Consider the following 24,977-nt stretch of genomic DNA (forward strand, 5'->3'; position numbering starts at 1 on the left):
ACGGGCGGCGTGGGTAGGGTGATCGTGACGGACGGAGGCGATCATGACGGCTGACCACCCCTCGGCGCCGCACGGTGAGCTGCCCGGCGCTTCGACTGAGCCGGCGGAATCGATCCTGCTCGACGAGCCCAGCACCACCGACCTGCGGGCGAAGGTGACCGAGGCGTGGCGGGAGTTCGCCCGCGCGCTCGCCGTACGGCTGCGGGAACTTCCCGTCGGCGCGAACCTCGACGTGACCCTCGACCCCACCGCCTCCGGCACCGGGGACGCCGTCTATTCGATAAGCGTCGACGTGGACGCCGACCGGGTGTTGTCCGCCCGCGCGGTTGGCAACGCCGCTCTACCGGCGGGCTACCGACTGGACCGGGGCGCGGTGGCGGACATGGTCGCGCTCGGTTGGTCCCCGCCCGGGGTGGTCGCCGGCTCCGGCGGTTCCTTCGGGCTGAACGCCACGACGGCCGAGTCGACCCAGGTCGCCACGCTGCTCTCCCGCACGCTGCGGGACGTCTACGGGGCTCCCCACCCGGCCTTCCTCGTCTTTCTGGTGCACGACGCCGAGGGCGAGCCGTTGGCTGTGGAGCCGCTGGGCACCGCCCGCAGTGAGTTCGGTCCGGACGCCGACGTCGAGGCGGACCTGGAGGAGGCGTTGGCCGAGGCGGCCGCCTCGCAGGTCGAGCGGGACGACGTGCTCGACCTGGCCGATCGGGTCCGCACCGTGGTCTCGACGATGTTGAAGTCGGACACCGACCGGTTGCAGATCGACTCGGACGGCGACATCACCATCCGCGCCGGCTCGGCGATGGTCTTCGTGCGGGTGCGGGACAATCCGCCCCTGGTGGACGTCTTCTCCCCGGTGCTCACCGAGGTGGAGCCGACCGAGCGGCTCTACGTCAAGCTCTCCGAACTGACGAACCGGATGCCGATCGGCCGTCTCTACTGCGCCGACGACACGGTGTGGGCTTCCATTCCGGTGTTCGGCCGCAACTTCCAGGCGACCCATCTGATGCTGGCGGTCCAGGTGATGACCGGTCTCGCCGACGAGTTGGACGACCGCCTGCACGGCGAGTTCGGTGGCAAGCGGTTCTTCGGTGAGGGTGACAAGCCGGTCCGGCGCGACGAGTCGGAGCACCGCACCGGCATGTATCTCTGAGCCCGATCAGGCCACGTCCAGCAGCGTCTTGCCGACCGTCGCGCGCGCCTCGATGGCGGCGTGCGCGTCGGCGGCGCGTTCCAGTGGGAAACGTTGGCCAATGAGCGGTCGCAGCTGGCCGGCCGCCGCGTCCGCCAGGGCCTGTTCGGTGTACGCCCGCAGCCGGGCCGGTGGCACGTCCGGGCGGACCACTGTGACCTGCCGTGCCGTGGCGGCCTCCGCCGACACCGGGGACCACTGCCCGCTCGCCAGCCCGAAGCTGACCATCCGGCCGCCCGGAGGGAGCAGTTCGAAGGCGGCGCGGGCCACCGAACCACCTACCCCGTCGAGCACCACGTCGACCCCGCCCACCGCAGCGCGGACCTGCTCGGCCCACTGGGGCAGCAGGTAGTCGACGGCCAGCTCGGCACCCAGGCCGGGTAGCAGGTCCACCTTGCGTCGCCCACCGGCCGCTCCGATCACCCGGGCCCCGGCCCGGGCCGCCAGCTGCACCAACAGGCTGCCGACGCCGCCGGCCGCGGCCTCCACCAGCACCCGGTCACCTGGACGGACGCCGACCGCCTCGATCAGCATGGTGGCGGTCCGGCCGTCGGCCAGCAGCGCCACCGCCTCGTCCAAGGCCAACCCGGCCGGCACCGCGATCGTCGCCGACGCGTCCACGGCCGCGCGTTCGGCGTAACCGCCGGAACCTCCGGTGGCGCTGACCACCCGCTGCCCGGTCAGCGCCGGGTCGACGTCCGACCCGACCGCCATGATCATCCCGCCGACGCCATTGCCAGGGATCAGCGGTGGGGTGAGGCGGAACGGGCCGGGGTGACCGGCGCGCAGTTGCGTCTCGATGAAGGTGATGTTCGCGTGCGCGACGTCGATCAGCGCCTGGCCGGGGCCGGGGACCGGGTCGGGCGCGGGGCCGGGCACCAGCACCTCGGGCCCGCCGAACTCACGTAACCAGATCGCCCGCATGACAGTCCTCTCGGCACCGATGGGCTGCCTCGCCCACTCGGGGTCAGTCCATCTCCTCTACCTGGGTTGAGGTCAAGAGGTGCCGGCGGACGGGCCGACGCCGGGCGATTCGACCAGCCGGGAGAGCACGATGGTGCTGCGGGTGGAGGTCACGAAGGACTCGGCCCGCAGCCGCTCCAGTGCTGCCTCCAGGTGGGCGATGTCGGCGGCGCGCAGGTGCACGAGCGCGTCCGCCTCCCCGGAGACGGTGTACGCGCCGACCACCTCGGGGTGTCGGCGGGCGGCCACGCCGATCTGCGCCGGGGTGGTCCGGCCGGCGCAGAACAGCTCGACGAAGGCCTCAGTGGTCCAGCCGACGGCGGCCGGATCAACGACGGCCGTGAATCCCCTGATCACGCCGGTGGCGCGCAGTCGGTCGACGCGACGCTTGACCGCTGGGGCGGAGAGTGACACCCGGGCACCGATGTCGGCGTAGGACGCACGGGCGTCCGCGACGAGTAACGCAATGATCCGCTGGTCTACCGCGTCTATCTGCAACGTTCCGCCTCTGGGAAGCAACGCTTGTGGCTGTTTTCAAAGTTCTACGGTACCTACTCTTGGTGACCGTGAACCAGCAGCGTTTCCCGCGAAAGCGGACATATCTCATGTGCTCGCCGGAGTACTTCGCGGTCGAGTACGCGATCAACCCGTGGATGGACGTGACCACCCCGGTCGACCGGGACCTGGCCGTCAAGCAGTGGGACCGGCTGCGCGAGACGCTCGTCGGCCTCGGCCACGAGGTGCACCTGCTCACCCCCGAGCAGGGCCTGCCCGACATGGTCTACGCCGCCAACGGCGGCTTCGTCGTGGACGGCAGCGTCTACGGCGCCCGGTTCAAGCACGAACAGCGGGCCGCCGAGGCCGCCGCCCACCACGCCTTCTACGAGGCGCAGGGCTGGCGGTTCATCGCGCCCGGCGAGACCAACGAGGGTGAGGGCGACTTCGCGTACGTGCCGGAGGCACACGGCGGGCTCATCCTGGCCGGGCACGGCTTCCGTACCGAGATCCCCGCGCACGCGGAGGCGCAGGAGGCGCTGGGCCGTCCGGTGGTGTCGCTGCGCCTGATCGATCCCCGCTTCTACCACCTGGACGTGGCGCTCGCGGCCATCGACGACGCGAACGTCGTCTACTTCCCGGGCGCGTTCTCGGCGGCCAGTCAGCGGGTGCTCACCCAACTCTTCCCGGACGCGGTGATCGCCGACGACGAGGACGCGATGGCCTTCGGGCTCAACCTGGTCAGCGACGGCGCGAACGTGGTGCTCAACAGCGAGGCCACCCGCCTGGCCGGCAAGCTCAAGGCGGCCGGGTACACCCCGGTCCCGGTCGAGCTGGCCGAGCTGAAGAAGGGCGGCGGCAGCGTGAAGTGCTGCATCGCCGAGCTGCGGCACTGATCCGCGAACGTCTCGGGGCCGGCCTCCCACTGGGAGACCGGCCCCGAATCGTGCTCCGGGTGGGCGGTCAGCCCAGCGTGGCCAGCTCGTTGATCAGCACGTTCGACATGACCTGACCGTCACGCTGCACCTCGCGCAGGTACCACTTCTGCTGCGGGGTACGCGGCTGGTTGAACTGCCAGATGCCGCGCGGGCTGTCGATCTGGCCGATCTTGCCCAGGGCCAGGTTGACCTGCTGCGGCGTGGGCTTCCCACCGGTCAGCTGGATGGCCTGGTCGAGCACCTGCGCCGCGTCGTACGACGCCATCGCGTACGTGGTGGGGGTGACCTGGTACTTCTTGCGGTACGCCGAGGCGAAGACCCGGTTCGACGTGTTGTTCAGGTCGGCCGAGTAGTTCAGCGCGGTCTGGATGCCCAGCGCGTTGTCCTTCAGGTTCTCCAGCACGGTGCCCTCGGTGAGGAAGCCGGGTGCGTAGATCGGCCCGGCGAACTTCTCGCGCAGCTGCTTGATGAACTCCACCGCGGCCGCCCCGGCGAAGAAGCAGAAGACCGCTGTGGGCTTCTTGGCCAGTGCCTTGGTGATGTCCGAGGCGTACGTCGTCTTGCCGGGGTTGGCGGTGGCGTTGGTGTAGGTCACCGGGTCGCCGATCCGCGGGTCGGTCGCGCCGAACTCCTGCCGGAAGCCGCGGACCACGTCCGGGCTGCCGACGTTCTCCGGCATGATGATCGCGATGCGGCCGTTCTCCGGCAGTTGGTCGCGCAGGTAGCGGCCCAGCGCCCGGCCGGCCTCGTCGAGCACGTACGAGGTCCGCCAGATGTAGAAGACGCTCTGCAGGCTGCTCGGTGAGGCGTTGGAGCCGATCAGCGGGACCCGGGCCTGCTCCACGGTGTCCCGGATGCCGACCATCACCGCCGAGTTGACCACGCCGGTGAGTGCCAGCACGCCCTGCTTGAGCAGGCCCTCGACGGCGGCCTTGCCGGTCTTCGCGGTGTCGCCCTCGTCGGCGGTCAGCAGCTCCACGGGGTGGCCGCCGAGCCGCTGGTCGTGCAGGTCGAGGAAGAGCTGGAAGCCGTTGGTGATGTCGTCGCCGATGCTCTTGAAACCACCGGCCTGCGGCGTGATCAAACCGATCTTGATCGGGCCCCGGTCGGCGGTCGACTCGGCGTCACCGTCTGAGCCACACGCGGCGACGAACCCGGTGGTCCCGAGCGCGGCCAACAGTTGGAGCGCCCGCCTGCGATTCATCTGCGACACCGAGTTCCTTCCAAGGAAGCGTTGCAGGGCCGAACACAGCCCCACCGGCGTTCTACCTGGTCCGCGACGCTGCGTCAATGGCTAGTGATCATCGTGCAGGGACCGCAACACGGCGAGGACCTGAGGCCAGGCGGCAGCCTCCGGGTCGATCAGCCCGAAATGCTCGCATCCGGGCAGTTCAACAAGGGAGATATCGGAACCTGCGGCACGGGCCTCCGCGACGAAATCCCGGCTCATCTCCACCGGAACCTGGTGATCCTCAGAACCATGAACAACTACTGTCCGTGTTCGTATCGGTACCAACATCCGTGGATCCGTAGTCGCGTACCGGTCCGGGACCTCCGCCGGTCCGCCGCCCAGCAGCGCGGCGACCGCGCCCGAGTCCAGATCCCGCCGGTACGCCTCACCCAGATCGGCCACCGGGGCCAGGGCCAGCACCCCGCCCACCGTCGCCGGCGCGGTGGCCGCCACGTACAGCGCCAGGTGGCCGCCGGCGGAGTGCCCCACCAGGATCGGCGCGGCCGGGCTCACCCGGCCGGGCAGCGCCTCGGCGGCCAGCACCGGGAGCTCGGCCACCCCGGTCAGTACGTCGGTCAGCGTGCCCGGCCAGCCGCCTCCGGGCTGCCCGGTGCGGCGGTATTCCAGCTGCGCCACCGGATAGCCGTCGGCGGCGAGCGCCGCGGCCAGCGGCCCGGTGTGCCGCCGGTCGTACTCGGCCCGCCAGAAGCCGCCGTGCACGACGACGACCAGCGGCCGGGCCGGCCCGGTACCCGCCGGAAGCCGCAGATCGGCCACCTGATCGGGGTGGTCCCCGTACGCCACGGTCCGGTCGGGCTCCGGTGCGGGCCGGGTCAGCACGGCGCGCGGGTCGACAGGCATGGCGCGACGGTAGCGCGCCCCGCCCGGGTGGTTCGGCCCCGGTAGTCGGTCCCGGCCGGCATGGTTCACGCCCGCTGGGTAAAGATGGACCCCATGACCGAAGCGCGCTCCGCTGGACAGAACGACGAGCCCGGCCCCGACGACTCCGGCCACTCCGGCACCGTGGTGGTGGTTGGCCCGGACGGCCGGCCGATCGGCACGATGCAGACCGACGAGGGCCAGGGCGAGGACCCGACCCGCCTGGTCGAACAGCCGGCCAAGGTGATGCGGATCGGCAGCATGATCAAGCAGTTGCTGGAGGAGGTGAAGGCCGCACCTCTCGACGACGCCAGCCGCAGCCGGATGCGGGAGATCCACGAGCGGTCGATCGTCGAGCTCAAGGAGGGCCTCGCCCCCGAGCTGCGCGACGAGCTGGAGCGCATCTCGCTGCCCTTCGCCGAGGACAAGGCCCCCAGCGAGGGCGAGCTGCGGATCGCGCACGCCCAGCTCGTCGGCTGGCTGGAAGGCCTGTTCCACGGCATCCAGGCGGCCCTGGTGGCCCAGCAGATGGCCGCCCGGGTGCAGCTGGAGCAGATGCGCGGCGGCCGGCAGGCGCTGCCCAGCGGCCCCGGTGGGGTCGTCCCCGGGATGCCGGGCATCGGCCAGCCGGGCGGCGGCGAGGGTCACAACACCGGTCAGTACCTCTGACCTCAGTCCACCCCGAAGATCTTCTCCAGGTACGCCGCCACGCCGTCCTCGGTGTTCGCCGTCGTCACGTCGTCGGCGACCGCCAGGACGGCGCGGTGCGCGTTGGCCACCGCCACGCCACGCCCGGCCCAGGTCAGCATCGGTACGTCGTTCGGCATGTCGCCGAACGCCAGCACGTCCGCCGCCGCCACCCCGATCTGGTCGCAGTACCAGGCCAGACCGGCCGCCTTGGTCACCCCGGTCGCGGAAATCTCCACCAGCCCGGAGGACGACGAGTGGGTGGCCTCGGCCAGGCCCGCCACCGCCGCGGCGATCAGCTCGGCGAAGGCGTCCGGGTCCTGCTCGCCGGCTCGGGCGAGAAGCTTCACCGCCGGGACCGACAGCAGCTCCTCCGGCGTCTCGATCGGCCGGATGCCGTCGGCGTCGGCGTCCCAGCGCAGCGGATAGTGCGCCTCGTGGCGCATCTCCCGGCTGTCCAGGATCTCCACGGCGAAGCTGATCCCCGGCACCTCGGCCCGTAGCCTCCGGGCCACCTCGGCCAGGTGGTGCGGCGCGAGCGGGTCAGCCCGAACCACCTCGTCGGAGAACGGGTCGTAGACCACGGCGCCGTTGGCGCAGACCGCCGGCAGCGGCTTGGCGAGCTGGTCGTACACCATCTTGAGCCAGCGGACCGGACGGCCGGTGACCAGGACGACCGGCGTGCCTTTTGCGGAGATCCGCGCGAGCAGGTCGGCGGTACGTGGGCTGACGGTGTGGTCGTCGCGGATCAGCGTGCCGTCGATGTCGGTGGCGATGAGGCGGGGCCTGTCTTCCATTACCGGGACAGTAGCCGGTCCAGATACACCGCCACCCCGTCGTCGTCGTTGCGCAAGGTCACCTCGTCGGCGGCGGCGCGCAGCTCGGTGTGCGCGTTGGCCACGGCCACCCGCGACCAACCGGCCCACTCGAACATCGGCAGGTCGTTGGGCATGTCACCGAAGACCAGCACATCGGCCGGGTCGACCCCGAGGGTCTCCGCCACCACGGTCAGCCCGGTCGCCTTGTCAACGTCGGGCGGGGAGATCTCGATGAAGCCGAGCCCAGCCTGGGTGAGTGTGGCGACCTGCGGCGAGACGATCCGACGGGCCACCGCCAGCAGCTCGTCCACGTGGTGGTCGGCGGTCCGGGCGAAGGCCTTGATCACGTCGCAGGCGAGGCACTCGTCGCGGGTGCGCGCCTCGAAGCGGTCCTGGTAGGGCCAGCTCTCGTGGTAGTCGCCCCACAGCGGGGCGTCGTGCTCGTCGGACGCCTCGACCATCACGGTCAGCGGGCCGACCTCCGCCTCCAGGTCGGCGAGGAGCCGGGCCAGCACCTCGGCGGGCAGCCGCTCGTCGCGGAGCACCACCGGGCCGCTCGGGTCGCTCTGGTCGACCACCCGTCCGCCGCCGGCCATCACCAGGAAGTCGGCGGCGCGGATGTCGTTGCGGGTCAACTCGGTCAACCGAGGGCCACGTCCGGTCGCGCCGACCACCGGAATTCCGGCGGCACGCACCCGGTCGAGCACCCCATGGGTGTACGCGGAGACGGTGTCATCGCTGCGGACCAGCGTCCCGTCGAGGTCGGTCGCGATCAACTTGGGCAGTCCCGGGCGGGTCATCGTTCCTCCTTCGCCCGCCGCCGTCGCGCCTGCCGTGGCCAGGGAAACCGAGGCCCGGCGTGACGGCGGGCAGCAACCGTACCTCGCGGAACGGGTCGCATCCATGGCTTCCAGGCGAATCGGGCGCCAACCCGGGGCGCCCGCCAGAGGACCGCCCCGCGCTACACCCACACCCCGCGCGATCTTGCACTTTCGGTTGCTGATTCGCGCGTTATGCACCCTTTGTCGGGACAGTAATTGCAAGATCGGCGACGCGAGGGGCGGCGAGGGTGGGGTGGGGTGGGGTGGGTGGGGTGGGAGTCAGGGCTTGGAGTCGGGGCGGGCGAAGGGGGCAGCGGGGGTGACTGTCAGGTCGGCTGGGGCGGGGAGGCCGTCCTCGATCGGGTCGCGGCGGCGGCGCCGGGGCCGTGGTGCTGGCGCGTCGCCGGGCCGGTCCTCGTCCGGTGCCCCCGCGGACACGCCGGGAGGCGCGGCGGGGGTCAGCCGCAGGGCGGCCGCGAACAGCACACAGGCCACGAACGCCATCACCAGCCCACGGCCGTACTCGATTTGGAAGCCGTCCTCGAGCGAGTAGAAGAAGTTTCGCTGACCGGGGTTGTCGAGGCCGGCCGTGGCAGCCACCAGCAGCACCAGCAGGGCACCGGCCAGGGTGAGGCCGGCCAGCCGGGCGTTCGGCCGCACGGCCGCCGTGCCGCGCAACGTCAGCGCCACGGAGCAGACGAGAGCGAGAAGCCCGACCAGGTAGCCGACCCCGAAGCCACCGACCTCGGACACCCCGGCGGGCACCTCGAACGTAGCGTTCCCGTCGGGCCCGCCGTTCGGCAGGCGCATCACCAGCCACTCACCGACGAGCGAGGCGATCGCGGCCACCGCGCCCAGACCGGCGAGCAGCAGGGGCAGCCGAGGATCCTGCGCGAAATCGGCCAGGGAAAAGGCGAAGCGGCGTCGCGGGGCCCGCTCGTCGGCACCCCACTCGATCACCGCCGGGGCCTCGGATCGGTCGTCCTGCCGCGGGATCGGAAGCTCCTCGGACATCGGCCACCCTTCCCCGCCGGTCACGGACCTGGGTCGCATCATGGCACAGCAAGCTGGTGGTGACAGGGATCGCAGGGCTGGCGAGCGCGCCGGTCTGTCGCTCAGCGGTCGCCTTTCCGCTAGCGTTTGCCCCATGCCAATCCGTACCGCTTCAGCACAATGGCAGGGCAATCTCACCGAGGGCGCGGGCACCATCCGCACCGGTAAGGGCGGCCTGTCCGGCAACTACTCCTTCAAGTCACGCTTCGAGGAGGGTGAGGGCACCAACCCCGAGGAGCTGATTGCCGCCGCGCACGCCGGCTGCTTCTCGATGGCGTTCTCCAAGGCGCTTGCCGACGCGGGCTCGACGGCCACCTCGGTCGAGACCACCGCCAAGGTGCACCTGGACAAGACCGACGCCGGCATGACGGTGACCCGGATCGACCTGGAGACGGTCGGCCAGGTCCCGGGGATCGACGACGCGGAGTTCCAGAAGCTCGCCGAGGCTGCCAAGGCCAACTGCCCGATCTCCCGCCTGCTCTCGCCGGGTGCCGAGATCACCCTGAACGCCCGCCTGACTGCCTGAGCTGGCCGGCCCACACCGTACGTCCACGGAAGGAGCCTCCGCCCGGTCCCGGGTGGTCGCTTCTTCCGTGCATGTGCGGATGACGGCCACGGTCGTCCAGCAGGACCGGGCCGCGTGCCTCCGCGTCGGGCACAATGGGCGAGGTGCCGGTGGAGATGAGCCGTGAGCGCTTCGAGGAGTTGGTCGGCGAAGCCCTCGACGAGGTGCCCGAAGAACTACTCGGCCTGATGAACAACGTGGTGATCCTGGTCGAGGACGACCCGCCACCGGGAGAGGTCGACCTGCTCGGCCTCTACGAGGGGTATGCGCTCACCGAGCGGGGTTGGGACTATGCCGGCGTGCTGCCCGACCGGATCTTCATCTATCGCCGTCCGATCCTGCGGATCTGCGACAACGACGAGGACGTCATCGACGAGGTGGCGGTGACCGTGGTGCACGAGATCGCCCACCACTTCGGCATCGACGACGCGCGCCTGCACGCGCTCGGCTGGGGCTGAGCCCCGCGATCGACCCGCCCGCGCCGCGCCGTCCGTCCGATGGCCGGTGCTTGCCGAGGTCGCCTACCGTCGGTGCAGCGAACGCGACCCTATTCAGGAGGCCCTTTCATGCGCAGCGAGCTGTTCTCCGCGGAGAATCTGGAGAAGGAGTCCGCGCAGCCCGGCATGCGGTTGCAGAACTCCAAGATGTTGAAGATCGAGCTCAACGGCGAGGCGATGGCCCGGGTCGGGTCGATGGTCGCCTACCAGGGGAACGTGCAGTTCCAGGCGTTGGGTTCAGGCGGGCTCGGCAAGTTCCTCAAGCAGAAGCTCACCGGCGAGGGCGTCCCGCTGATGAAGGTCACCGGCCAGGGTGACGTCTTCCTCGCCGAGCTGGCCAAGGACGTGCACATCATCGACCTGGAGCCGGGCGACGCCCTCTCCATCAACGGCAGCAGCGTGCTCGCCTTCGACTCCACCCTCCAGTACGACATCAGGATGGTCGGCGGCGCCGGGATGGCGTCCTCGTCCGGCCTCTTCAACTGTGTGTTCAGCGGCTACGGGCGGATCGCCATCACCACCAAGGGCACCCCGGTCGTGCTGAACGTGGACGCCCCGACGTACGTCGACCCCCAGGCAGCGGTCTGCTGGTCGGCGAACCTCCAGACCGGCTACCACCGGGCCGAGCAGCTCGGCCTCGGCACTCTGCTCGGGCGCCGCACCGGTGAGTCGTTCACCATGAGCTTCGCCGGTCAGGGCTTCGTGGTGGTGCAGCCGTCCGAGGAGCCGCCGGTCCTGGGCAGTGGCCAGCAGCAGCAGGAGGGCGGTCTGCTCGGCGGTCTGCTGAGCTGACCGGGATTGACGCCGGGCGCACCTGATCTGTCGAGCTGACCGCGGCGGCGCGGAGCCCTCCCCCTCACGTGGGGGCGCTCCGCGCCGGTCAGGTCAACTCACCGGTACGTAGGCGGGTCAGCCAGGCCGCCGCGTCGGCGTAGTCGACGTCGGAGAGGCCCGCTGGCGCGGGCACCGGGCGCTCGCCCGCCTCGGCCCACCGGTGCCGGGGGTAGGAGCCCAGGAAGCGGACGTCGGCACAGACCCTGCGGAGCCCCTGCAACGCCTCGCCCAGGCGGACGTCGGCCACGTGGCCGGTGCAGTCCAGGAAGAAGACGTAGCGGCCCAACGCCTCGCCGGTCGGCCGGGATTCGATCCGGGTCAGGTTGACCCCACGGACGGCCAACTCCATCAGCACGGACAGCAGCGCGCCGACCCGGTCGTGGGCGATGTAGACCGCGAGCGAGGTGAGGTCGTCACCGGTCGGCGGCGGTGGCGGCCCGGGGCGGGACACCAGCGCGAACCGGGTCACCGCGTCGGGGTGGTCGGCGATCTTGTCGGCGAGTGTGGTGAGTCGGTGCCCGGAGGCTCCGATCGGTGCGCAGATCGCCGCGTCGTACTCGCCCCTGCCGACACCGGCGGCCGCCGCGCCGTTGGAGAGCACGTCGACCACCACGGCGTCGGGCAGGTGGTTGCGCAACCAGCCCCGGCACTGGGTGGACGCCTGTGGATGGGCCGCCACGGTGCGGATCGAGGGCAGCGGGGTGTCGGGCCGCGCGGCGAGCACGAACTGCACCGACAGGATCACCTCCCGGGTGATCACCAGCGGTTCGCCCTCGGCCATCTCGTCCAGCGTGACGCCCACCGCGCCGCCGATCGAGTTCTCCAGTGGCACCAGCGCGGCGTCGGCGTCGCCGGCGCGGACGCTGTCCAGCGCCTCTCCGACGCTGCGGGCGGGCGTACGGGTGCCGCGCTCGGCGGCGGGTATGGAGCGCAGTGCCTGCTCGGCGAAGGTGCCCTCCGGCCCGAGGAAGACGAAGCGTGTCGGCGGTGTTCCCGGCATGCCGATCAGCCTACGCACCCGGTCCGTTGGCCGGGCCGGCGTCGCACGCGAGGGCGCGAATCCCGGCCGGGCTGGTGGCGCGTACCTCGATGGTGCAGACGTCCGTGCCGGCGGTGACCAGCACCGGAGAACCGGGCTCGCCCCGGGTGACCACCTGGAGTTCCTCGTGCCCGGTCACCGCCAGCACGGTGAACTGCCAGTCGGCAGCGCAGAGCGGCCCGGTGCGGACCTGGACCCGGACGTTCGCCGGCAGCACTCCGGCCCTGCCGCGCAACAGTTGCAGCACCCGCTGGCCGGTCGGTCCGTTGCGGCAGGCCGTCGCGACCAGCCCGGCGTCGGGGGTGGGCGTGACCGTACCGAGAGACGGCGCTGTGGTCGGCGGGGTGGCCGGTGTGGTGCTCGGGCTGGCCGGTGTCGGGGCCGCGGTGTGGGTGGGCACGCCGGTCGGCTCCCCCAGCCCGGGTGGGGCGCCACAACCGGCCAGCGCCGCGACGGCGAGCGCCATCGGCAGGACTCGGGCGAGGCTCCGCGCCGGAACGCGATCGGCTGCCCGGCCAGGGGTCGCCGGTGGGGGGTGGATCGTCGACCGCGCTGAGGGGGACGCGGGCGGGGGTGGGGTGAACGGCACGGGCCGATCCTCGGGACATCGGAGAATTCGTCGCGGCCGGGGTGGCCGAGCCCATCGTAGGGTGAGCGGCCGTTCGGGTGAAGGTCAGCCGGTGACGCGGTGCCCGGCGCGCTGGAGCGCGGCCGTGCCCTCGGTCAGCCGGACGGTCGGCACCAGCAGATAGTCGGTGTCGAACGTCGAGAACGTGACGACACTGACCCGTGCCTCAGCGAGCGGGTCGACCAGCGCGGCCAGGCTGTCGGTGCCGGCCAGCGCCACCGGGGCGGTGACCCGTAGGCAGCGCCAGGTCGTCTCCACCACGGCCTGTGCCGGCGCCCGGTCGGTCGGGCAGATCACCGAGATCCCGTCGGAGGTCCAGCTCACCGTCACCACGTCGGCGCCGCGCAGCCCACTCGACAGCGCGTACGGCAGGGTGGTGCCGGCGGCCAGCCGGCACACGGCGTATTCCCCCGGCAGTAGAGCGATATCGAGCATGAGGGCACCCTACGGCCTTCGTGCGGACCCACCCCGGCAACGCCGCGTGCGGCGAAGGACACACCGCGCCGCAGGTCAGACCTCGGAGAAGAAGGTGAGTGAGCCGGCGACGGTGCCGTCGGTGAGCACCGGGGTGGAGATCGCGTCAACTGTCGCGTCGGAGCTGTTCGCCGAGGCGGCCTGCACCCTGAGTAGCCCACGGGCGAGTCGGCCGGAGGAGATCGCCAGCAGTGGCGGAATCTTGTCGATCTCGGCTTCGGTCAGCTCGCACCGGTTGGCGGTGAAGTCGAGCAGGCGCAGCCCGCCATCGAGCAACGGTCGCCCGATCAGCCCGGCCGGCTCACCGAGGCAGAGCAGCTCGCAACCGGCCGTGGAGATCGCCACCACCCGGGTGTCGGCGTCGATCAGCAGGCACGGCTCGTCGGCGCGGGAGACTGTCGACGACCATTGGCCGACGTTGTCGGACTCCGGCTCTGTCGAGGCCCGCGCCGCCGGCACGAACGCTTCCGAGAGCGAAAGTTCGACGTGGGCCACCGCGCCTCCTATGTGCACCGATCGACTGTCCACGCTAGCGGGTCGCCGACGGAATCACCGAGCGCACCGGGTCACCGGGGCGCGCAGCGTGAACCGAGGCGACCGGTGACGGCGCGGAGACCGGTGAGGGGAACGGGGGGACCGGAGCCGCGTGGCGTCGCCGGTGACGTTACCGGCGGTGGGCCGGCTTGTCAGCGGCCGTTCGGCCCTCGTCGTACCACCGGTAGTCGGCGGTTGGACGGTACGTGCCGTTCAGCCAGGTGCCCGGGTGCTGCGCGACCCGGGAAAGCTTCTCGGCGGTCGCGGGGCTGATCCGGCTGCCGCCGGCCACGAGCAACCGGTCCAGTTCCCGGTGGGTGGCCATCAGACAGTCCTTCGGAAGACCGTAGACGCTGATCACGCCAGAGCCGACGAAGGTCAGCACCGGCGTCACCGGAACGGGCAGCCCCACCGCCTCGGAGAGCGCCTTGCTGGCCCGCTTCGCGTCCCGGCGGGACTCGGCCACGTACGGGGGCCGCTTGCCGTTGATCTGCACCACGTCTCCGGCGACGAGCACCCTGGCTCGGCCGTGGTCGGCGATGGTCACGGCGAAGAGGCCACTCGGCCCGATGGCGAGGAACCCGGCTCGCTCGTCCTGACCGCGGTCGAGGACGTCTGTCACGTCGGTGCGCGGCCACTCGATCACGTGCCAGGAAGGCCCGAGGTGGTCGAGTTGGCCCAGCGCCCGTGCCCCGGCCGCCTCCAGGCGGCGTGCACCCCGCTCGGCCCGACGGCGGCGGGCCCATTCGAGGGGTGTCGGACGGACCGGTTCGAGAACCCCCGGCGCCTCGACGCGGGGGTGTGGCACCGCGACGGGCGGCAGTGCCCGAGCGGACGGTACGGCTCGTCGTGCGGGAAAGACAGTCATCGCGACCTCCGGCAAAAGGTCCCTCGAAGTTATGTCCTCACTACCCTACGTTGCCACTACCGGTGTTCGGCAAGCCGGAGCGCCGGAGTGACTGTGGATGAATGCCATATTCATCCACAGTTCTTTTCTCGGATGCCGCTAAACCCTGCCCTACGCTGCGGGAGTGACCCACTACGTCGACAGTGAAGTCGGGCGGCTCGGCACCGTACTGCTGCACCGGCCCGGCCCCGAACTGGCCCGGCTCACCCCGCGCAACAACGACTCGCTCCTGTTCGACGCGATCCCCTGGGTGGGGCGCGCCCAGGAGGAGCACGACGCGTTCGCCGCCGCCCTGCGCGAGCGCGACGTCGAGGTGCTCTACCTGGCCACCCTGCTGGCCGAGACGCTGGCCGTCGCGGACGCCCGGGCCGAACTCACCGAGCAGGTGCTGCGCTCCCGGCGGCTCGGCGACACGCTGCGCGCCCGCGTCGCCGACCACCTCTCCTACCTGGACCCGGCGGCGCTGGCCGACGTGCTCACCGCCGGGCTGGCCCACGACGAGTTGCGGATCAGCTCCGAGCGACCGGGTGGACTGGTCTACACGCTGATGGACCGACACGACTTCGTCATCGACCCGTTGCCCAACCTGCTCTTCACCCGCGACTCGTCGCTGTGGATCGGCGACCGGGTCGGTGTCACAAGCCTGGCCATGCCGGCCCGCCGCCGCGAGACCACCCTGACCGACGCCATCTACCGCCACCACCCCCGGTTCGCCGGCACCGAATTCGTCTACCGACCACACCTTGAGCATCTGGAGGGTGGGGACGTGCTGTTGCTCGCACCCGGGGTGCTGGCGGTCGGGGTGGGCGAGCGGACCACGCCAGCGGGTGCCGAACGCCTCGGGCGGCAGGTCTTCGCCGCCGGCCTGGCCCACACCATCCTGGTGGTGCCGATCGCCCAGAAGCGCGCCACCATGCACCTGGACACCGTCTGCACGATGGTCGACGTGGACGCCGTCCTGATGTACCCCAACATCGCGAGCACGCTGTCCGCGTACACGGTGATCGCCGGCGGGGACGGCGAGGACCCGCGGGTGGACGGTCCGGCGCCGTTCCTGCGGGCCGCCGCCGACGCGATGGACCTCGACCTGCTCCGGGTCATCGACACCGGGTTGGATCCGGTCACCGCGGAACGCGAGCAGTGGGACGACGGCAACAACACCCTCGCGCTGGCACCCCGGCTCTGCGTCGGCTACGAACGCAACACGGAGACCAACGCGCAACTGGAGCGGGCCGGCATCGAGGTGATCCCGATCGCCGGCTCCGAGCTGGGCTCCGGTCGGGGCGGACCGCGCTGCATGTCCTGCCCGATCACCCGCGACCCGCTACCCGTCGCCGGCTGAGCACGCGACGACCACACCCGCCGCCCGGCTGAGCGCGACGACGGCCCCGGCACAGCGGGACGACGGCCCCGGCTCAGCGCAGGGTGAGCTGGCGGCCGAGCAGCCCCTGACGGGCCCGACGGCCGGCGGCGTCGAGTGGGTCGGTGACGGTGAGCGCCTCGGCGTACCGCTTGGCGAACTGCGCCACCGGCTCCTCCCACTCGGCGGCCGGGGTCTCCTCCGGCAGGTCCCAGACCGGCACGAGTCGACCGTGCGCGCGGAACATGCCGGCGAACTTGGTCTGCTCGCCGAGCGTCAGCGTGCCGGCCGCGCCGAGTCGGGCCAGCGCGTCCAGGGCGGCGTCCTCGTCGTCCGGCAGCACCCAGCGCACGTGGGCCTTCTCCGGAACCTGACACCAGTACGCGGCCTTCGCCGCGGTCAGCCGGACCGTCGGGTAGATGGCCGCGTTCGCCCGCTCCAGCGACGCCTGGACGGTCGGGTCGTCGGCGGCCCCGGGGTCGAGCCAGAAGTCGAAACCCTCGTGCATGGTGATGTCCAGCGGACCGTCCACGAGGATGTCCTGCAGCCGGGGCCCGGGGCCGGGCAGTGGCGGCACGGCCACCTGGCCACCCGGCTCGGTACGCAGCGCGCTGAGCAACGCGTCGGCCAGATCCCGCGACACGTCACCGGACTGCTGGTGGCGCTGGAGACCGATCAGCACCCGGCCGTCCGGCTTGGTGATCGCCGGGGCGGCCATGGGCAGCACCGTGGCGAGCGTCGCCGTCCGATCGCCGAATTCCTCGACCAGGGCGGGCGCCAGCCGCAGCGGGGCGGAGGCGGCGGGCACCAGTTCGCGAAGCGCGATCCACTCGGACTCGTCGACCAGCCCGTCGAACGGACGCGGCACGAAGACGTCCCGCACCTTGTCGCGACGGGGGGTGGTGTCGGCGGCGGCGCGCTGGCTCTTTCGACGCTTACTCACGGCGTCACAGCCTAGAGCCCCGAGCCGCTCGCCGTGACCGGGACCCGCCCGAGCCGTCCTCAGCCCGCCGGCACCAGGTCGGGTCGGGGTGTCGGCACCGGGTCGAACTCCGCCCAGACGCGCTGGCCCATGCCGTCCTGCTCGACGCCCCAACGGGTGGCCAGGCCGGCCACGATGTGCAGCCCGCGCCCGTCCGCCGCGTCCGGGCTGGCCGTCCGGAGCCGTGGCCCGGTGCTCGCGCTGCCGCCGTCGGTGACCCGCAGCTGGATCAGTGCGCCCTCGGCCGAGGGCCGCAGCTGCCAGGCAACCCGGATCACGCCGCCGGGCAGCGGCCTGGCGTGGCGCACCGCGTTGCCCACCAGCTCCGCGAGCACCGCGATCAGGTCCGCGAGGAGCGTCGAGGGTACGACGTCCGTCAGCTCGGCGGCGAGCCGGTGTCGGGCCAGCCGTGCCCCGCCCGGGTGGTGGGGAACCACCACGCACCAGGCTCGATCCCTCGCTGCCGCTGCCGCTGCCGCTGCCACCGTCGCCTCCACGTCGCGCCACCCCTGGTCAACCGCGTGGTAGCCGCACCTCTGCGACCGTACCGCCGCCGGTCCTCGGACGTAGGGATACCCATCCATTCTGCTGTTCAACGATCCGGCGGACGAGATAGAGGCCGAGCCCGGCCCCCGGGTAGCCGCGACGGTCGCCGGACTCGCCCTGCCAGAACCGGTCGAACGCCCGTTCCACGTGCTCGGGTCGGATGCCGATGCCCTGGTCGCTGACCCGGAACGCCACCAGATGACCGTCGCCCGAGGCGGTGATCTCGATGGGAGAACCAGGTGCCGAGTACTTACCGGCGTTGGTCGTCAACTCGGTCAGCACGGTGGACAGGCTGGGCCGGTGACCGAGCGCCTTGGGCAGATCGCTCGGGAGGCGGAGCACCAGCCGGCGGCGCAGCTCCGCCGGCAGGTCGACGATGGCGGAGCGCAGCGCCTCGCCGAGGTCGAACGGGGTGGGAGGGTCGTCGCCCGGCCCCACCTCGGCCGCCGAGCTGAGCAGACGGTCGACCAGCCGGGCCAGCTCGTTGGCGCGTTGCCCGATCACCCGGGCCGCCTGCCGTCGGTCGACGTCGGTCAGTGAGTCCCAGTGGTCGGTGAGGGTGTCCGCGTACCCCTTGATGACGGTGACCGGGGTGCGCAGCTCGTGGCTGGTCACCGCGACGAACAGCTCGCGGTCGTGGTCGCGGCGCTGCTGGTCGGTGATGTCGCGGAAGGTGACCACCCGTAACGTTCCCGGGCCGGGCAGGTCGCCGGAGGTGATCCGCAGCCAGCGGCCGTCCGGCATCCGGTGGTCCCGAACCTGTCCGGAGGGCGGCAGCGGGAACGGCAGCGGGCGGCTCAGCGCCTGCTCGACCGTCCGGCCGGTGACCTGGGCGGCGGCCGGGTTCCAGAGCCGGACGTGCCCGTCCCGGTCGACGACGGCCAGCCCGTCGGCGAGGGCCGCCACCACCGGGCCGTCGCCGTGCACCGGCAGGCCACTCTGGTCGCCGTACATGTGCCCGACACAGGAGGCGAGATAGGCGATGACCCCCTGCTGCTCGGCGCCCGGCTCGTCGTCGCCCGGATAGAGCGCGTGCAGGCTGCCGACGGTGTGACCGCCGATCTCGGCCCGGGAGACGACCATCCGGCGCAGGCCGCTGCCGGCCAGTTCGCCGGCCAGCTTGCCGTTGAGGTCGCTCACCCGAACCTGGGTCACCCGTGGCCCGGAGAGCAGGCAGACGGTGTCCGGGTCGTCGACGGCCAGTGGTCGGCCGAGGGCCCACTCCGCCGCGCCGGTCGCGGCGATCACACGACCGCCGGTCGGACCGAACTCCACGAACGCCATCCCGGTCGCGCCGAGCGCCGGCTGGACCACCCGGAGCAGCTGGGTGAGGACCGGCAGGCCCGCGTCCCCAGAGTTGATCATTTCGATCACGACGGTGTGGCCGGCGAGGAGAGCGGGGAAGTCGATACGCTCCGGCATGTGCCGAGTCTGCCCCGCCGACCCGGTTTTGGGCACCCCCGCCCGGTCGATGGGTCAGCGGTCCAGCCGGGCGAGGGCGTACGCGGGCCGGTCGGTGATGATCCCGTCCACCCCGGCGTCCAGCACCAGCTCCAGGTCGGTCGGCTCGTTGACCGTCCAGACGTACACCTGGTTTCCGGCCGCGCGCAGTGCGGGCAGCAACTGCGGGCGGGCCCGGACCAGGCCGATGCCCGGCCCGGCGATCCGGGTGCCGAACGGCAGCCGACCCAACCGCAGCCAGCGCGGCAGCACCTCCAGCAACAGCACGGTGGGCAGCGTCGGGGCCAGCTCGTGCACCCGACGGACCGCCAGCGGGGAGAACGACATGACGGTGACCTGCACCGGGTCGTCCGGCGCGGGGTCGGCGAGCCCGTACCGGCGCAACAGGCTGACCAGTCGCCGTTCCACGTTCGAGCCGTAGCGGGACGGGTGCTTCGTCTCCACCAGCAGTCGGACCGGCCGCCCGGCGGCGAGCACCGCGTCCAGGAGCCGGGCCAGGGTCAGCAGCCGGGTGTGCGACTCGTCCGGTGGCAGGTCGCCGTCCGGCGCGCTGCCCGGGTGCCACGAGCCGAAGTCCAGGGCGTCGAGCTCGGCGAGCGTACGCGCGCTGACCAGACCGCGACCGTTGCTGGTGCGGTCGAGTCGTCGGTCGTGCACGCAGACCAGGTGCCCGTCCCGGGTCAGCCGGACGTCGCACTCCAGGCCGTCGGCGCCCTCGTCGAGGGCGCGCAGGTAGGCGGCGAGGGTGTGTTCGGGTAGGTCGAACGAGGCGCCGCGGTGCGCGAAGACCAGTGGCCCGCCCATTCCGCCGGCCTCAGATGACCTGGCCGGGCTGCCCGTTCGCGTCGACCACCGGTCGGCCGACCGCAGCCCACTGGCGCATCCCGCCGTCGGCGTTGCGTACCTGCTCCCAACCGTTGTTGATCAGGTAGGCGACGACCTGGGCGGAACGCCCGCCGGAACGGCAGACGACCGCCACCTCCCGGTCGGTGGGCACCTCGGCCAGCCGGGCCGGCAGCTCCATCATCGGCAGGTGGTGGGCGGTGGGCGCGTGGCCGGCCGCCCACTCGTCGTCCTCCCGCACATCCAGCAGGTAGGTCTCGTCGGCGATCTCGGTCACGGGCACGGTGGGAACCTGGGGTCCGAACACAGGAAGCAACACTAGATCCTCGTGGCCCGGTTCGGCACCGACCGGGCCGTCGGCACCGTCACAACCGGGTCACCCAGCGCGGGTTGGCCTGCGCCCAGGCCGGCACCCGGGTGCCGCGAACCGCCTCGAAGAGCCCGTTGCCGCCGTTGTCCAGCACCACGTACGAGACCTCGTCGATGGTCTGCGGCGAGGAGGGCACCTGGACGCCGCGCATCCCGTCGGGCGGCAGCGCGCGCAGCGCGAGGAGCAGGTCCTCCAGGGGTACGCCGTTGGTGTCGACGGTCAACGAGCCGCCGACCGCCCGGAGCACCTGATCCAGTTTGACGGGGTTGCTCCGCAGGTCCGCCCTGCCGGCGCTGTCCAGCATCGCCCGGAGCAACTGCTGCTGGTGGTGCTGCCGGTCGTAGTCACCGCCGGGCAGGTCGTAACGCTGTCGGACGTAGTCCAGCGCCTGCGTCCCGTCCATCTGGTGGCAGCCGGTGGTGAAGACCCGGTTGGTGTGGATCGAACGGACCTCGGTGTCCACGCACATCTCCACCCCGCCGAGCAGGTCGATGACCTTCCGGAAGCCGGAGAAGTCGATCAGCGCGGCGCCGTCGAACTGGATTCCGGTGAGCCGGTGCAGGGTGGCGGAGAGCAGTTGGGCGCCGGCCTGCCCGCCACCGCCGTGCTCGTACGCTGCGTTGATCTTGTCTTGACCACCGCCGAAGCCGTTCGCGGGCGGGATGGCGACCAGCAGGTCACGCGGGATGGAAACCAGGTACGCCTCCCGCTGCCCGGCGGGGACGTGCACGATGAGGATGGTGTCCGAGCGTTGGTCCGCGCCGCTGTCGCCCGGGCGCCGGTCGGAGCCGACCAGGAGATAGTTGAGCGGCCCGTCCAGGTCGGTGCGCTCGGTGCGGGCGTCGGCGTCGAGTAGTTGTTCCTTGGTCACCGTGCGGTCGTAGCGGTGGCTGAGCGTCTTGAGCCCGGCCACGGCGAGCCCCGCCAGCAGGACGAGAGCCAGGCCGATGCCGAGCAGGATCCGCGGCCAACGGGCGTCAGGCGACCGGGCGGACGGGGCCGCTTCGGCCCGGTCCGCTGCGTTCCGTCCCCACCTGGACGTGACCGCCTCCCCGCAGCCGATACGTGAAACCTGCTCACGTCAGGCTACGGGCGGTGACGGGGCCGTCGCTGGCTTTCCGCGACTCCCGGCCTCACTTGCGGGTGGAGATCACCTCGGGGTGGGTGAAGACGAACTCGGCGAGTTTGTCCTGCTTGACCGCCTGGAACATCGCCATCGTCTCTTCGCTCAAGCCCTCGGTGTTGTTGTCGTTGGCGTTGAAGGTGCCGTTGTTGGTCTTGAGCATGGTCAGCTCGTTGCCGGTGACCCCGCGCATGGTGAAGATGAAGTCCTCGATCGGCACGCCGCCGGTGTCCAGCACGAACGCCTTGCCCGCCGCCTTGATCAGGTTGTTCATCTTGGCCGGGTTGGACAACATCCCGCCCTCGGTGGCCTTCTTCGCCATCGCCTTGATCAGCTGCTGCTGGTTGGCCTGCCGGTCGTAGTCGCCGTTCTTGAGGGTCTTGCGCTGGCGGGAGTAGTCGAGCGCGGCCCAACCCTCCATCTCCTGGCAGCCCTTCTTGTGCACCACCGGGGTCCGCTCTTTGCCGGTCTTCTTGGCGTCCGCGTTCCACATCGGCTTGCCGTCGACGTACGACATGTGCAGCGACTTGACCTCCTGGCTGACACAGATCCGCACCGTGCCCAGGGTGTCGATGACGTTCTTGAAGCCACCGAAGTTGATGATCGCCGCGCCGTCGAAGCTGATCCCGGTGAGCCGCTTGATCGTCTGGGCCATCAGCTGGGCGCCACCCTCCCAGCCGCCACCGTTGGCGGCACCGGCCTGGAACGCGGCGTTGATCTTTCCAGAGCCGCCGCCGTAGCCGCTTTTCTTGAACGCCGGGATCTGCGCCTCGGTGTCCCGGGGGATCGAGATCAGGTACGCCTGGTCGTGCGTGGCCGGAATGTGCAGGACGATGATGCTGTCCGAACGGACGTCGTCGGCGGCCCAGCGCTCCCGCGCGTCCACACCGAGCAGCAGCATGTCGATCGGGCCGTCCAGGCTCGCACCGCCCTCGGCGTCGGACTTGCCGGCATCACCCAGCAGGTTGCCCTTCGCGATGCCGCCGGTCGCCTGCCCGATCAACGCCTTGCTGCCGACGATGGCCACCCCGCTGCTCAGCATCAGCACGGCACCGAAGACAACGGTCAGCCTGGCCCAGAGCGGGTCCTTGCGCTTGGCCCGCTTCTTCGACCCACCGCCACCCGGGCGGTCGCCGCCACCGCCGCCACCGCCGCTACCCGGCGGACGCGAGCCCGGCCCGCCTCCCGAGGGGCGTGCCTGCGCGGGTATGGCCGCAGCGACTCGACCGCTGGGGGCGGCGGACCCGGAGGAAGAAGGGCGACGACTGGCCTGAACCGGCATGCGTGCTCCAGCTCGTGATCAGGAGGGGGCGGCACCACTGTACGTACATCAAATCGATCTGGCGAGTTCATCCCGGGTCAATCCGGACGTCGAATTTCGCAGACTCATTCGATCGTCTCTGCTCGATGACCCGAACGGCTGGTGCCAGTCGGGCCGCGGTCAGCCGCCGTCGTTGCTCTTCGGCGGGTTCGCCTTGACCCAGTCGGCCATCGTGTCCGCGGACATGGCCTGGTACATCGCGAGCGCCTTCTCCCGGTCCGACACCACCACCGACTCGCCGTTGATGGTGTCGCTGCCCGAGTTCGGGCTGGTCACAAAGGTGAGGTTCTGGCCGCGCAGGTTACGGAACTGCAGCGCCATGTCTGTAACCGAGAAAGTCTGGTCGACGGTTACGGCCGCGGTCACCGACTTGAGGAAATCGTTGAGCTTCTTCGGGTTCGCCAGCGTGCCGGTGCTGGCCGCCTTGTCCATCAGCGCCCGAAGGAACTCCTGCTGGTGCCGCATCCGGGCGAAGTCCCCGTCCGGGAACTGCTTGCGCTGCCGGATCCAGTCCAGCGCCTCCGCGCCGTCCATGTGGTTGGTGCCCTTGGTGAAGGTCCGGTACGGCTTGTGGATCGAGGTGATGGTGCGCTCCACTTTCAGGTCCACCCCGCCGAGGGCGTCGGTGACCTCCTTGAAACCGCCGAAGTCGATCGCCATCACGTGGTCGATCCGAACGTCGGTGAAGCACTCCACGGTGCGTACCGCCAGCGGCAGCCCACCGAACGCGAACGCTGCGTTGATCTTCGCTCGCGAACCGGAGCCGCAGTCCGCGCCGGCGCTCTCCGGGATCGGCACGTACAGGTCTCGGGGGATGGAGACCAGATAGGCCTCCTGGTGGTCGGCCGGAATGTGCATGATGATGATCGTGTCGGCGCGCCACTGACTCTTGCTGTCGACCGGCGCGTCCGGGTCCCGCGAGTCGCTGCCGACCAGCAGGATGTTCAGCGCGCCATCGACGGTCTTGGCGGGCCGACCACCGGTGATCTCCGCGAACGGGTCGGTGCGGGCCAGGTCACTGTTGAGGTTGCGGGCGTACAACCAGGCGCCGACGCTGCCGAGCAGCGCCAGCACCAGCACCGCGGCCCCAACCACCAGGGCGATCCGACCCCAGCGCGGTCGCGGGCCGCGCCGCCCCGACCCGCCGGTGCCACCCGGCCCGCTGGGCCCCGCCGGGCCGCCGGACCGAGGCTGCTCCTCGTCGTACGACGGGTAGAAACGCGCCTCGGTGGGACGGGCACGCCCGGAGGCGCCCCGATCGGGGCCGGGCACCGACGCGCGCCCGGCGCTGCGGTGCAGGTACGGATGCGGAACGCCGGCAGACGAGGTCGCGGACATGTAACTCAGGGTACGTAGCGGGAGCCACTGCCGCCTTCAGGCGACACTCAGCGGCAGGCGGTACGCGAAAATCTGGTTACCCTAGCCGCGACCGGAAGTACTCGATCGTGCGTCGCAGGCCATCTTCGGGCGCGACCGACGGCTCGTATCCGAGCAGTTCACGAGCGAGCGTGAGATCCGGTCGGCGCATCTCCGGGTCATCCGAGCTGCGGGTGACATAGGTCACCTTCGAGGTGCTGTCGGAGAGCGACACGATCAACTCGGCGAGTTGCCGCATGGTCAGCTCGTGCTCGGTGCCGCAGTTGACCGGGCCCGTCTCGGTCGAGTCGAGCAGCAGCAGGATGCCGCGCACCAGATCCTCGACGAAGCAGATGGACCTGGTCTGGTTACCCGTGCCGTGCACGGTGATCGGCTCGCCGCGCAGCGCCTGGGAGATGAAGGTGGGGATGGCGCGGCCGTCGTCCGGGCGCATCCGCGGGCCGTACGTGTTGAAGATCCGGACGATCGCCGCGTCGAGGCCGCGGTAGCGGTGGTACGCCATCGTCGCGGCCTCGGAGAAGCGCTTGGCCTCGTCGTAGACGCTGCGGACCCCGATCGGGTTGACGTTGCCCCAGTAGGTTTCCCGCTGCGGGTGCTCCTTGGGGTCTCCGTACGCCTCGGAGGTGGAGGCCATCAGGAACCGGGCGCCGTCGGCGGCCGCGCGCTCCAGCAGGTGCAGGGTGCCGACCGAGCCGACCCGGAGGATCTCCACAGGCAACTGGGCGAAGTCGGTGGGGCTGGCCGGAGAGGCCATGTGCAGGATCGCGTCGAACCGCTCGGCCAGCGCCGGGTGGTGGGTCGGCAGACCTTCGGAGATGTCCGCTTCGACGAGGGTGAAGGTCGGCCGATCCAGCAGGTGGGCGACGTTCTCCTTGGAGCCGGTCACGAAGTTGTCCAGCGCCACCACCGTGCAGCCTCGGGCGATCAGGGCGTCCACCAGGTGTGACGGGACGAAGCCAGCTCCGCCGGTGACGAGGACGCGGTGATCGGGACCAAAGCGCTCAGCAACCTTCATGCGCTCAGCCTACCGACCGCCGAATTC

28 protein-coding genes are annotated in these 24,977 nt (G+C 71.2%); 7 read left to right on the forward strand and 21 right to left on the reverse strand.

The window, feature by feature from the left end; genetic code table 11:
- Positions 1 to 43 precede the first annotated feature (43 nt).
- Positions 44 to 1,150, forward strand: a complete 1,107-nt coding sequence (locus ACFYP0_RS26495; protein ID WP_124859352.1) for a T3SS (YopN, CesT) and YbjN peptide-binding chaperone 1 — start codon at positions 44 to 46, stop codon at positions 1,148 to 1,150.
- Between the two features lie 6 nt (positions 1,151 to 1,156).
- On the opposite strand, the gene ACFYP0_RS26500 is transcribed toward ACFYP0_RS26495, so the two are convergent.
- Both ACFYP0_RS26500 and ACFYP0_RS26505 read right to left on the reverse strand, forming a co-directional pair.
- Positions 1,157 to 2,113, reverse strand: coding sequence for a zinc-binding dehydrogenase (locus tag ACFYP0_RS26500; RefSeq protein ID WP_356975492.1), 957 nt, complete (start codon positions 2,111 to 2,113; stop codon positions 1,157 to 1,159).
- A 72-nt stretch (positions 2,114 to 2,185) separates the two neighbouring features.
- Positions 2,186 to 2,650, reverse strand: coding sequence for an Lrp/AsnC family transcriptional regulator (locus ACFYP0_RS26505; RefSeq protein WP_030331732.1), 465 nt, complete (start codon positions 2,648 to 2,650; stop codon positions 2,186 to 2,188).
- A gap of 59 nt (positions 2,651 to 2,709) precedes the next feature.
- Between ACFYP0_RS26505 and ddaH the strand changes: the two genes are divergently transcribed.
- Entirely contained in the window at positions 2,710 to 3,543 is an 834-nt protein-coding gene (gene ddaH / locus ACFYP0_RS26510; RefSeq protein ID WP_341869923.1) for a dimethylargininase, read from the forward strand.
- Between the two features lie 67 nt (positions 3,544 to 3,610).
- Here the strand turns inward: ddaH and ACFYP0_RS26515 are convergent, their stop codons facing one another.
- Positions 3,611 to 4,798, reverse strand: coding sequence for an ABC transporter substrate-binding protein (locus tag ACFYP0_RS26515; RefSeq protein WP_355583761.1), 1,188 nt, complete (start codon positions 4,796 to 4,798; stop codon positions 3,611 to 3,613).
- An 81-nt stretch (positions 4,799 to 4,879) separates the two neighbouring features.
- Positions 4,880 to 5,677 carry an alpha/beta hydrolase family protein gene (locus ACFYP0_RS26520; protein WP_356975489.1) on the reverse strand — a complete coding sequence of 266 codons (798 nt, stop codon included), beginning with the start codon at positions 5,675 to 5,677 and terminating at the stop codon, positions 4,880 to 4,882.
- Between the two features lie 84 nt (positions 5,678 to 5,761).
- Here ACFYP0_RS26520 and ACFYP0_RS26525 point away from each other — a divergent pair, with 84 nt between their 5' ends.
- Complete coding sequence (locus tag ACFYP0_RS26525) at positions 5,762 to 6,364, forward strand: bacterial proteasome activator family protein (protein WP_196920299.1); 603 nt, start codon at positions 5,762 to 5,764, stop codon at positions 6,362 to 6,364.
- 2 nt (positions 6,365 to 6,366) lie between these two features.
- On the opposite strand, the gene ACFYP0_RS26530 is transcribed toward ACFYP0_RS26525, so the two are convergent.
- From ACFYP0_RS26530 to ACFYP0_RS26540, 3 genes are all read right to left on the reverse strand, one after another.
- The gene (locus ACFYP0_RS26530) at positions 6,367 to 7,179 is read right to left on the reverse strand and encodes an HAD family hydrolase (protein WP_124859362.1); all 813 of its coding nucleotides are present in this window, start codon (positions 7,177 to 7,179) and stop codon (positions 6,367 to 6,369) included.
- The gene (locus ACFYP0_RS26535; protein WP_356975486.1) at positions 7,179 to 8,000 is read right to left on the reverse strand and encodes an HAD family hydrolase; all 822 of its coding nucleotides are present in this window, start codon (positions 7,998 to 8,000) and stop codon (positions 7,179 to 7,181) included. The genes ACFYP0_RS26530 and ACFYP0_RS26535 overlap by 1 nt, the downstream gene beginning before the upstream one ends.
- 300 nt (positions 8,001 to 8,300) lie before the next feature.
- Positions 8,301 to 9,035, reverse strand: a complete 735-nt coding sequence (locus ACFYP0_RS26540; RefSeq protein WP_356975484.1) for a hypothetical protein — start codon at positions 9,033 to 9,035, stop codon at positions 8,301 to 8,303.
- A gap of 133 nt (positions 9,036 to 9,168) precedes the next feature.
- Here ACFYP0_RS26540 and ACFYP0_RS26545 point away from each other — a divergent pair, with 133 nt between their 5' ends.
- The 3 genes from ACFYP0_RS26545 to ACFYP0_RS26555 all read left to right on the forward strand — a co-directional run bounded on the left by ACFYP0_RS26545 (position 9,169) and on the right by ACFYP0_RS26555 (position 10,928).
- Positions 9,169 to 9,600, forward strand: coding sequence for an OsmC family protein (locus ACFYP0_RS26545; protein ID WP_124853332.1), 432 nt, complete (start codon positions 9,169 to 9,171; stop codon positions 9,598 to 9,600).
- 149 nt (positions 9,601 to 9,749) lie between these two features.
- Positions 9,750 to 10,097: a metallopeptidase family protein gene (locus tag ACFYP0_RS26550; RefSeq protein ID WP_181518411.1), complete on the forward strand. Its 348-nt coding sequence runs from the start codon at positions 9,750 to 9,752 to the stop codon at positions 10,095 to 10,097.
- A gap of 108 nt (positions 10,098 to 10,205) precedes the next feature.
- Positions 10,206 to 10,928: an AIM24 family protein gene (locus tag ACFYP0_RS26555; protein WP_112583872.1), complete on the forward strand. Its 723-nt coding sequence runs from the start codon at positions 10,206 to 10,208 to the stop codon at positions 10,926 to 10,928.
- A gap of 88 nt (positions 10,929 to 11,016) precedes the next feature.
- Here ACFYP0_RS26555 and pheA read toward each other — a convergent pair whose 3' ends face one another.
- The 5 genes from pheA to ACFYP0_RS26580 form a co-directional block, all read right to left on the reverse strand.
- Positions 11,017 to 11,970 carry a prephenate dehydratase gene (pheA, locus tag ACFYP0_RS26560; RefSeq protein ID WP_356975481.1) on the reverse strand — a complete coding sequence of 318 codons (954 nt, stop codon included), beginning with the start codon at positions 11,968 to 11,970 and terminating at the stop codon, positions 11,017 to 11,019.
- 10 nt (positions 11,971 to 11,980) lie between these two features.
- Positions 11,981 to 12,475, reverse strand: a complete 495-nt coding sequence (locus ACFYP0_RS26565; protein WP_356975479.1) for a hypothetical protein — start codon at positions 12,473 to 12,475, stop codon at positions 11,981 to 11,983.
- A 207-nt stretch (positions 12,476 to 12,682) separates the two neighbouring features.
- Positions 12,683 to 13,072 (reverse strand): ACT domain-containing protein, encoded by a 390-nt coding sequence (locus ACFYP0_RS26570; protein ID WP_124858482.1) that lies wholly within the window; start codon positions 13,070 to 13,072, stop codon positions 12,683 to 12,685.
- Between the two features lie 75 nt (positions 13,073 to 13,147).
- Complete coding sequence (locus ACFYP0_RS26575) at positions 13,148 to 13,606, reverse strand: hypothetical protein (protein WP_356975477.1); 459 nt, start codon at positions 13,604 to 13,606, stop codon at positions 13,148 to 13,150.
- A 169-nt stretch (positions 13,607 to 13,775) separates the two neighbouring features.
- Positions 13,776 to 14,513, reverse strand: coding sequence for a hypothetical protein (locus ACFYP0_RS26580; RefSeq protein ID WP_124858486.1), 738 nt, complete (start codon positions 14,511 to 14,513; stop codon positions 13,776 to 13,778).
- 163 nt (positions 14,514 to 14,676) lie between these two features.
- On the opposite strand from ACFYP0_RS26580, the gene ACFYP0_RS26585 reads away from it, so the two are divergent.
- Complete coding sequence (locus ACFYP0_RS26585; RefSeq protein ID WP_356975475.1) at positions 14,677 to 15,894, forward strand: arginine deiminase; 1,218 nt, start codon at positions 14,677 to 14,679, stop codon at positions 15,892 to 15,894.
- Between the two features lie 73 nt (positions 15,895 to 15,967).
- Here ACFYP0_RS26585 and ACFYP0_RS26590 read toward each other — a convergent pair whose 3' ends face one another.
- The 9 genes from ACFYP0_RS26590 to ACFYP0_RS26630 all read right to left on the reverse strand — a co-directional run bounded on the left by ACFYP0_RS26590 (position 15,968) and on the right by ACFYP0_RS26630 (position 24,950).
- On the reverse strand, positions 15,968 to 16,855 hold the full coding sequence (locus ACFYP0_RS26590) for a DUF5926 family protein (RefSeq protein ID WP_355495567.1): 888 nt from the start codon (positions 16,853 to 16,855) through the stop codon (positions 15,968 to 15,970).
- 59 nt (positions 16,856 to 16,914) lie between these two features.
- A complete protein-coding gene (locus ACFYP0_RS26595; RefSeq protein WP_355495570.1) occupies positions 16,915 to 17,334 on the reverse strand; it encodes an ATP-binding protein in 420 nt (139 codons plus the stop codon).
- 73 nt (positions 17,335 to 17,407) lie between these two features.
- On the reverse strand, positions 17,408 to 18,862 hold the full coding sequence (locus ACFYP0_RS26600) for a PAS domain-containing sensor histidine kinase (protein ID WP_355495572.1): 1,455 nt from the start codon (positions 18,860 to 18,862) through the stop codon (positions 17,408 to 17,410).
- A gap of 54 nt (positions 18,863 to 18,916) precedes the next feature.
- Positions 18,917 to 19,705 carry a glycerophosphodiester phosphodiesterase gene (locus ACFYP0_RS26605; protein WP_355495575.1) on the reverse strand — a complete coding sequence of 263 codons (789 nt, stop codon included), beginning with the start codon at positions 19,703 to 19,705 and terminating at the stop codon, positions 18,917 to 18,919.
- A 10-nt stretch (positions 19,706 to 19,715) separates the two neighbouring features.
- Entirely contained in the window at positions 19,716 to 20,051 is a 336-nt protein-coding gene (locus ACFYP0_RS26610) for a rhodanese-like domain-containing protein (RefSeq protein WP_030487745.1), read from the reverse strand.
- Between the two features lie 58 nt (positions 20,052 to 20,109).
- Positions 20,110 to 21,027 (reverse strand): LCP family protein, encoded by a 918-nt coding sequence (locus ACFYP0_RS26615; protein ID WP_355495578.1) that lies wholly within the window; start codon positions 21,025 to 21,027, stop codon positions 20,110 to 20,112.
- 220 nt (positions 21,028 to 21,247) lie between these two features.
- Positions 21,248 to 22,519, reverse strand: coding sequence for an LCP family protein (locus tag ACFYP0_RS26620; protein ID WP_124858496.1), 1,272 nt, complete (start codon positions 22,517 to 22,519; stop codon positions 21,248 to 21,250).
- 159 nt (positions 22,520 to 22,678) lie between these two features.
- Positions 22,679 to 23,896, reverse strand: coding sequence for an LCP family protein (locus tag ACFYP0_RS26625; RefSeq protein ID WP_355495581.1), 1,218 nt, complete (start codon positions 23,894 to 23,896; stop codon positions 22,679 to 22,681).
- Between the two features lie 76 nt (positions 23,897 to 23,972).
- Positions 23,973 to 24,950: an NAD-dependent epimerase/dehydratase family protein gene (locus ACFYP0_RS26630; protein WP_124853907.1), complete on the reverse strand. Its 978-nt coding sequence runs from the start codon at positions 24,948 to 24,950 to the stop codon at positions 23,973 to 23,975.
- Between the last annotated feature and the right edge of the window lie 27 nt (positions 24,951 to 24,977).

Origin of the sequence: Micromonospora arida, from assembly GCF_042873195.1 — a bacterium.
In the GTDB taxonomy this organism is placed as follows: Bacteria; Actinomycetota; Actinomycetes; order Mycobacteriales; family Micromonosporaceae; genus Micromonospora; species Micromonospora arida.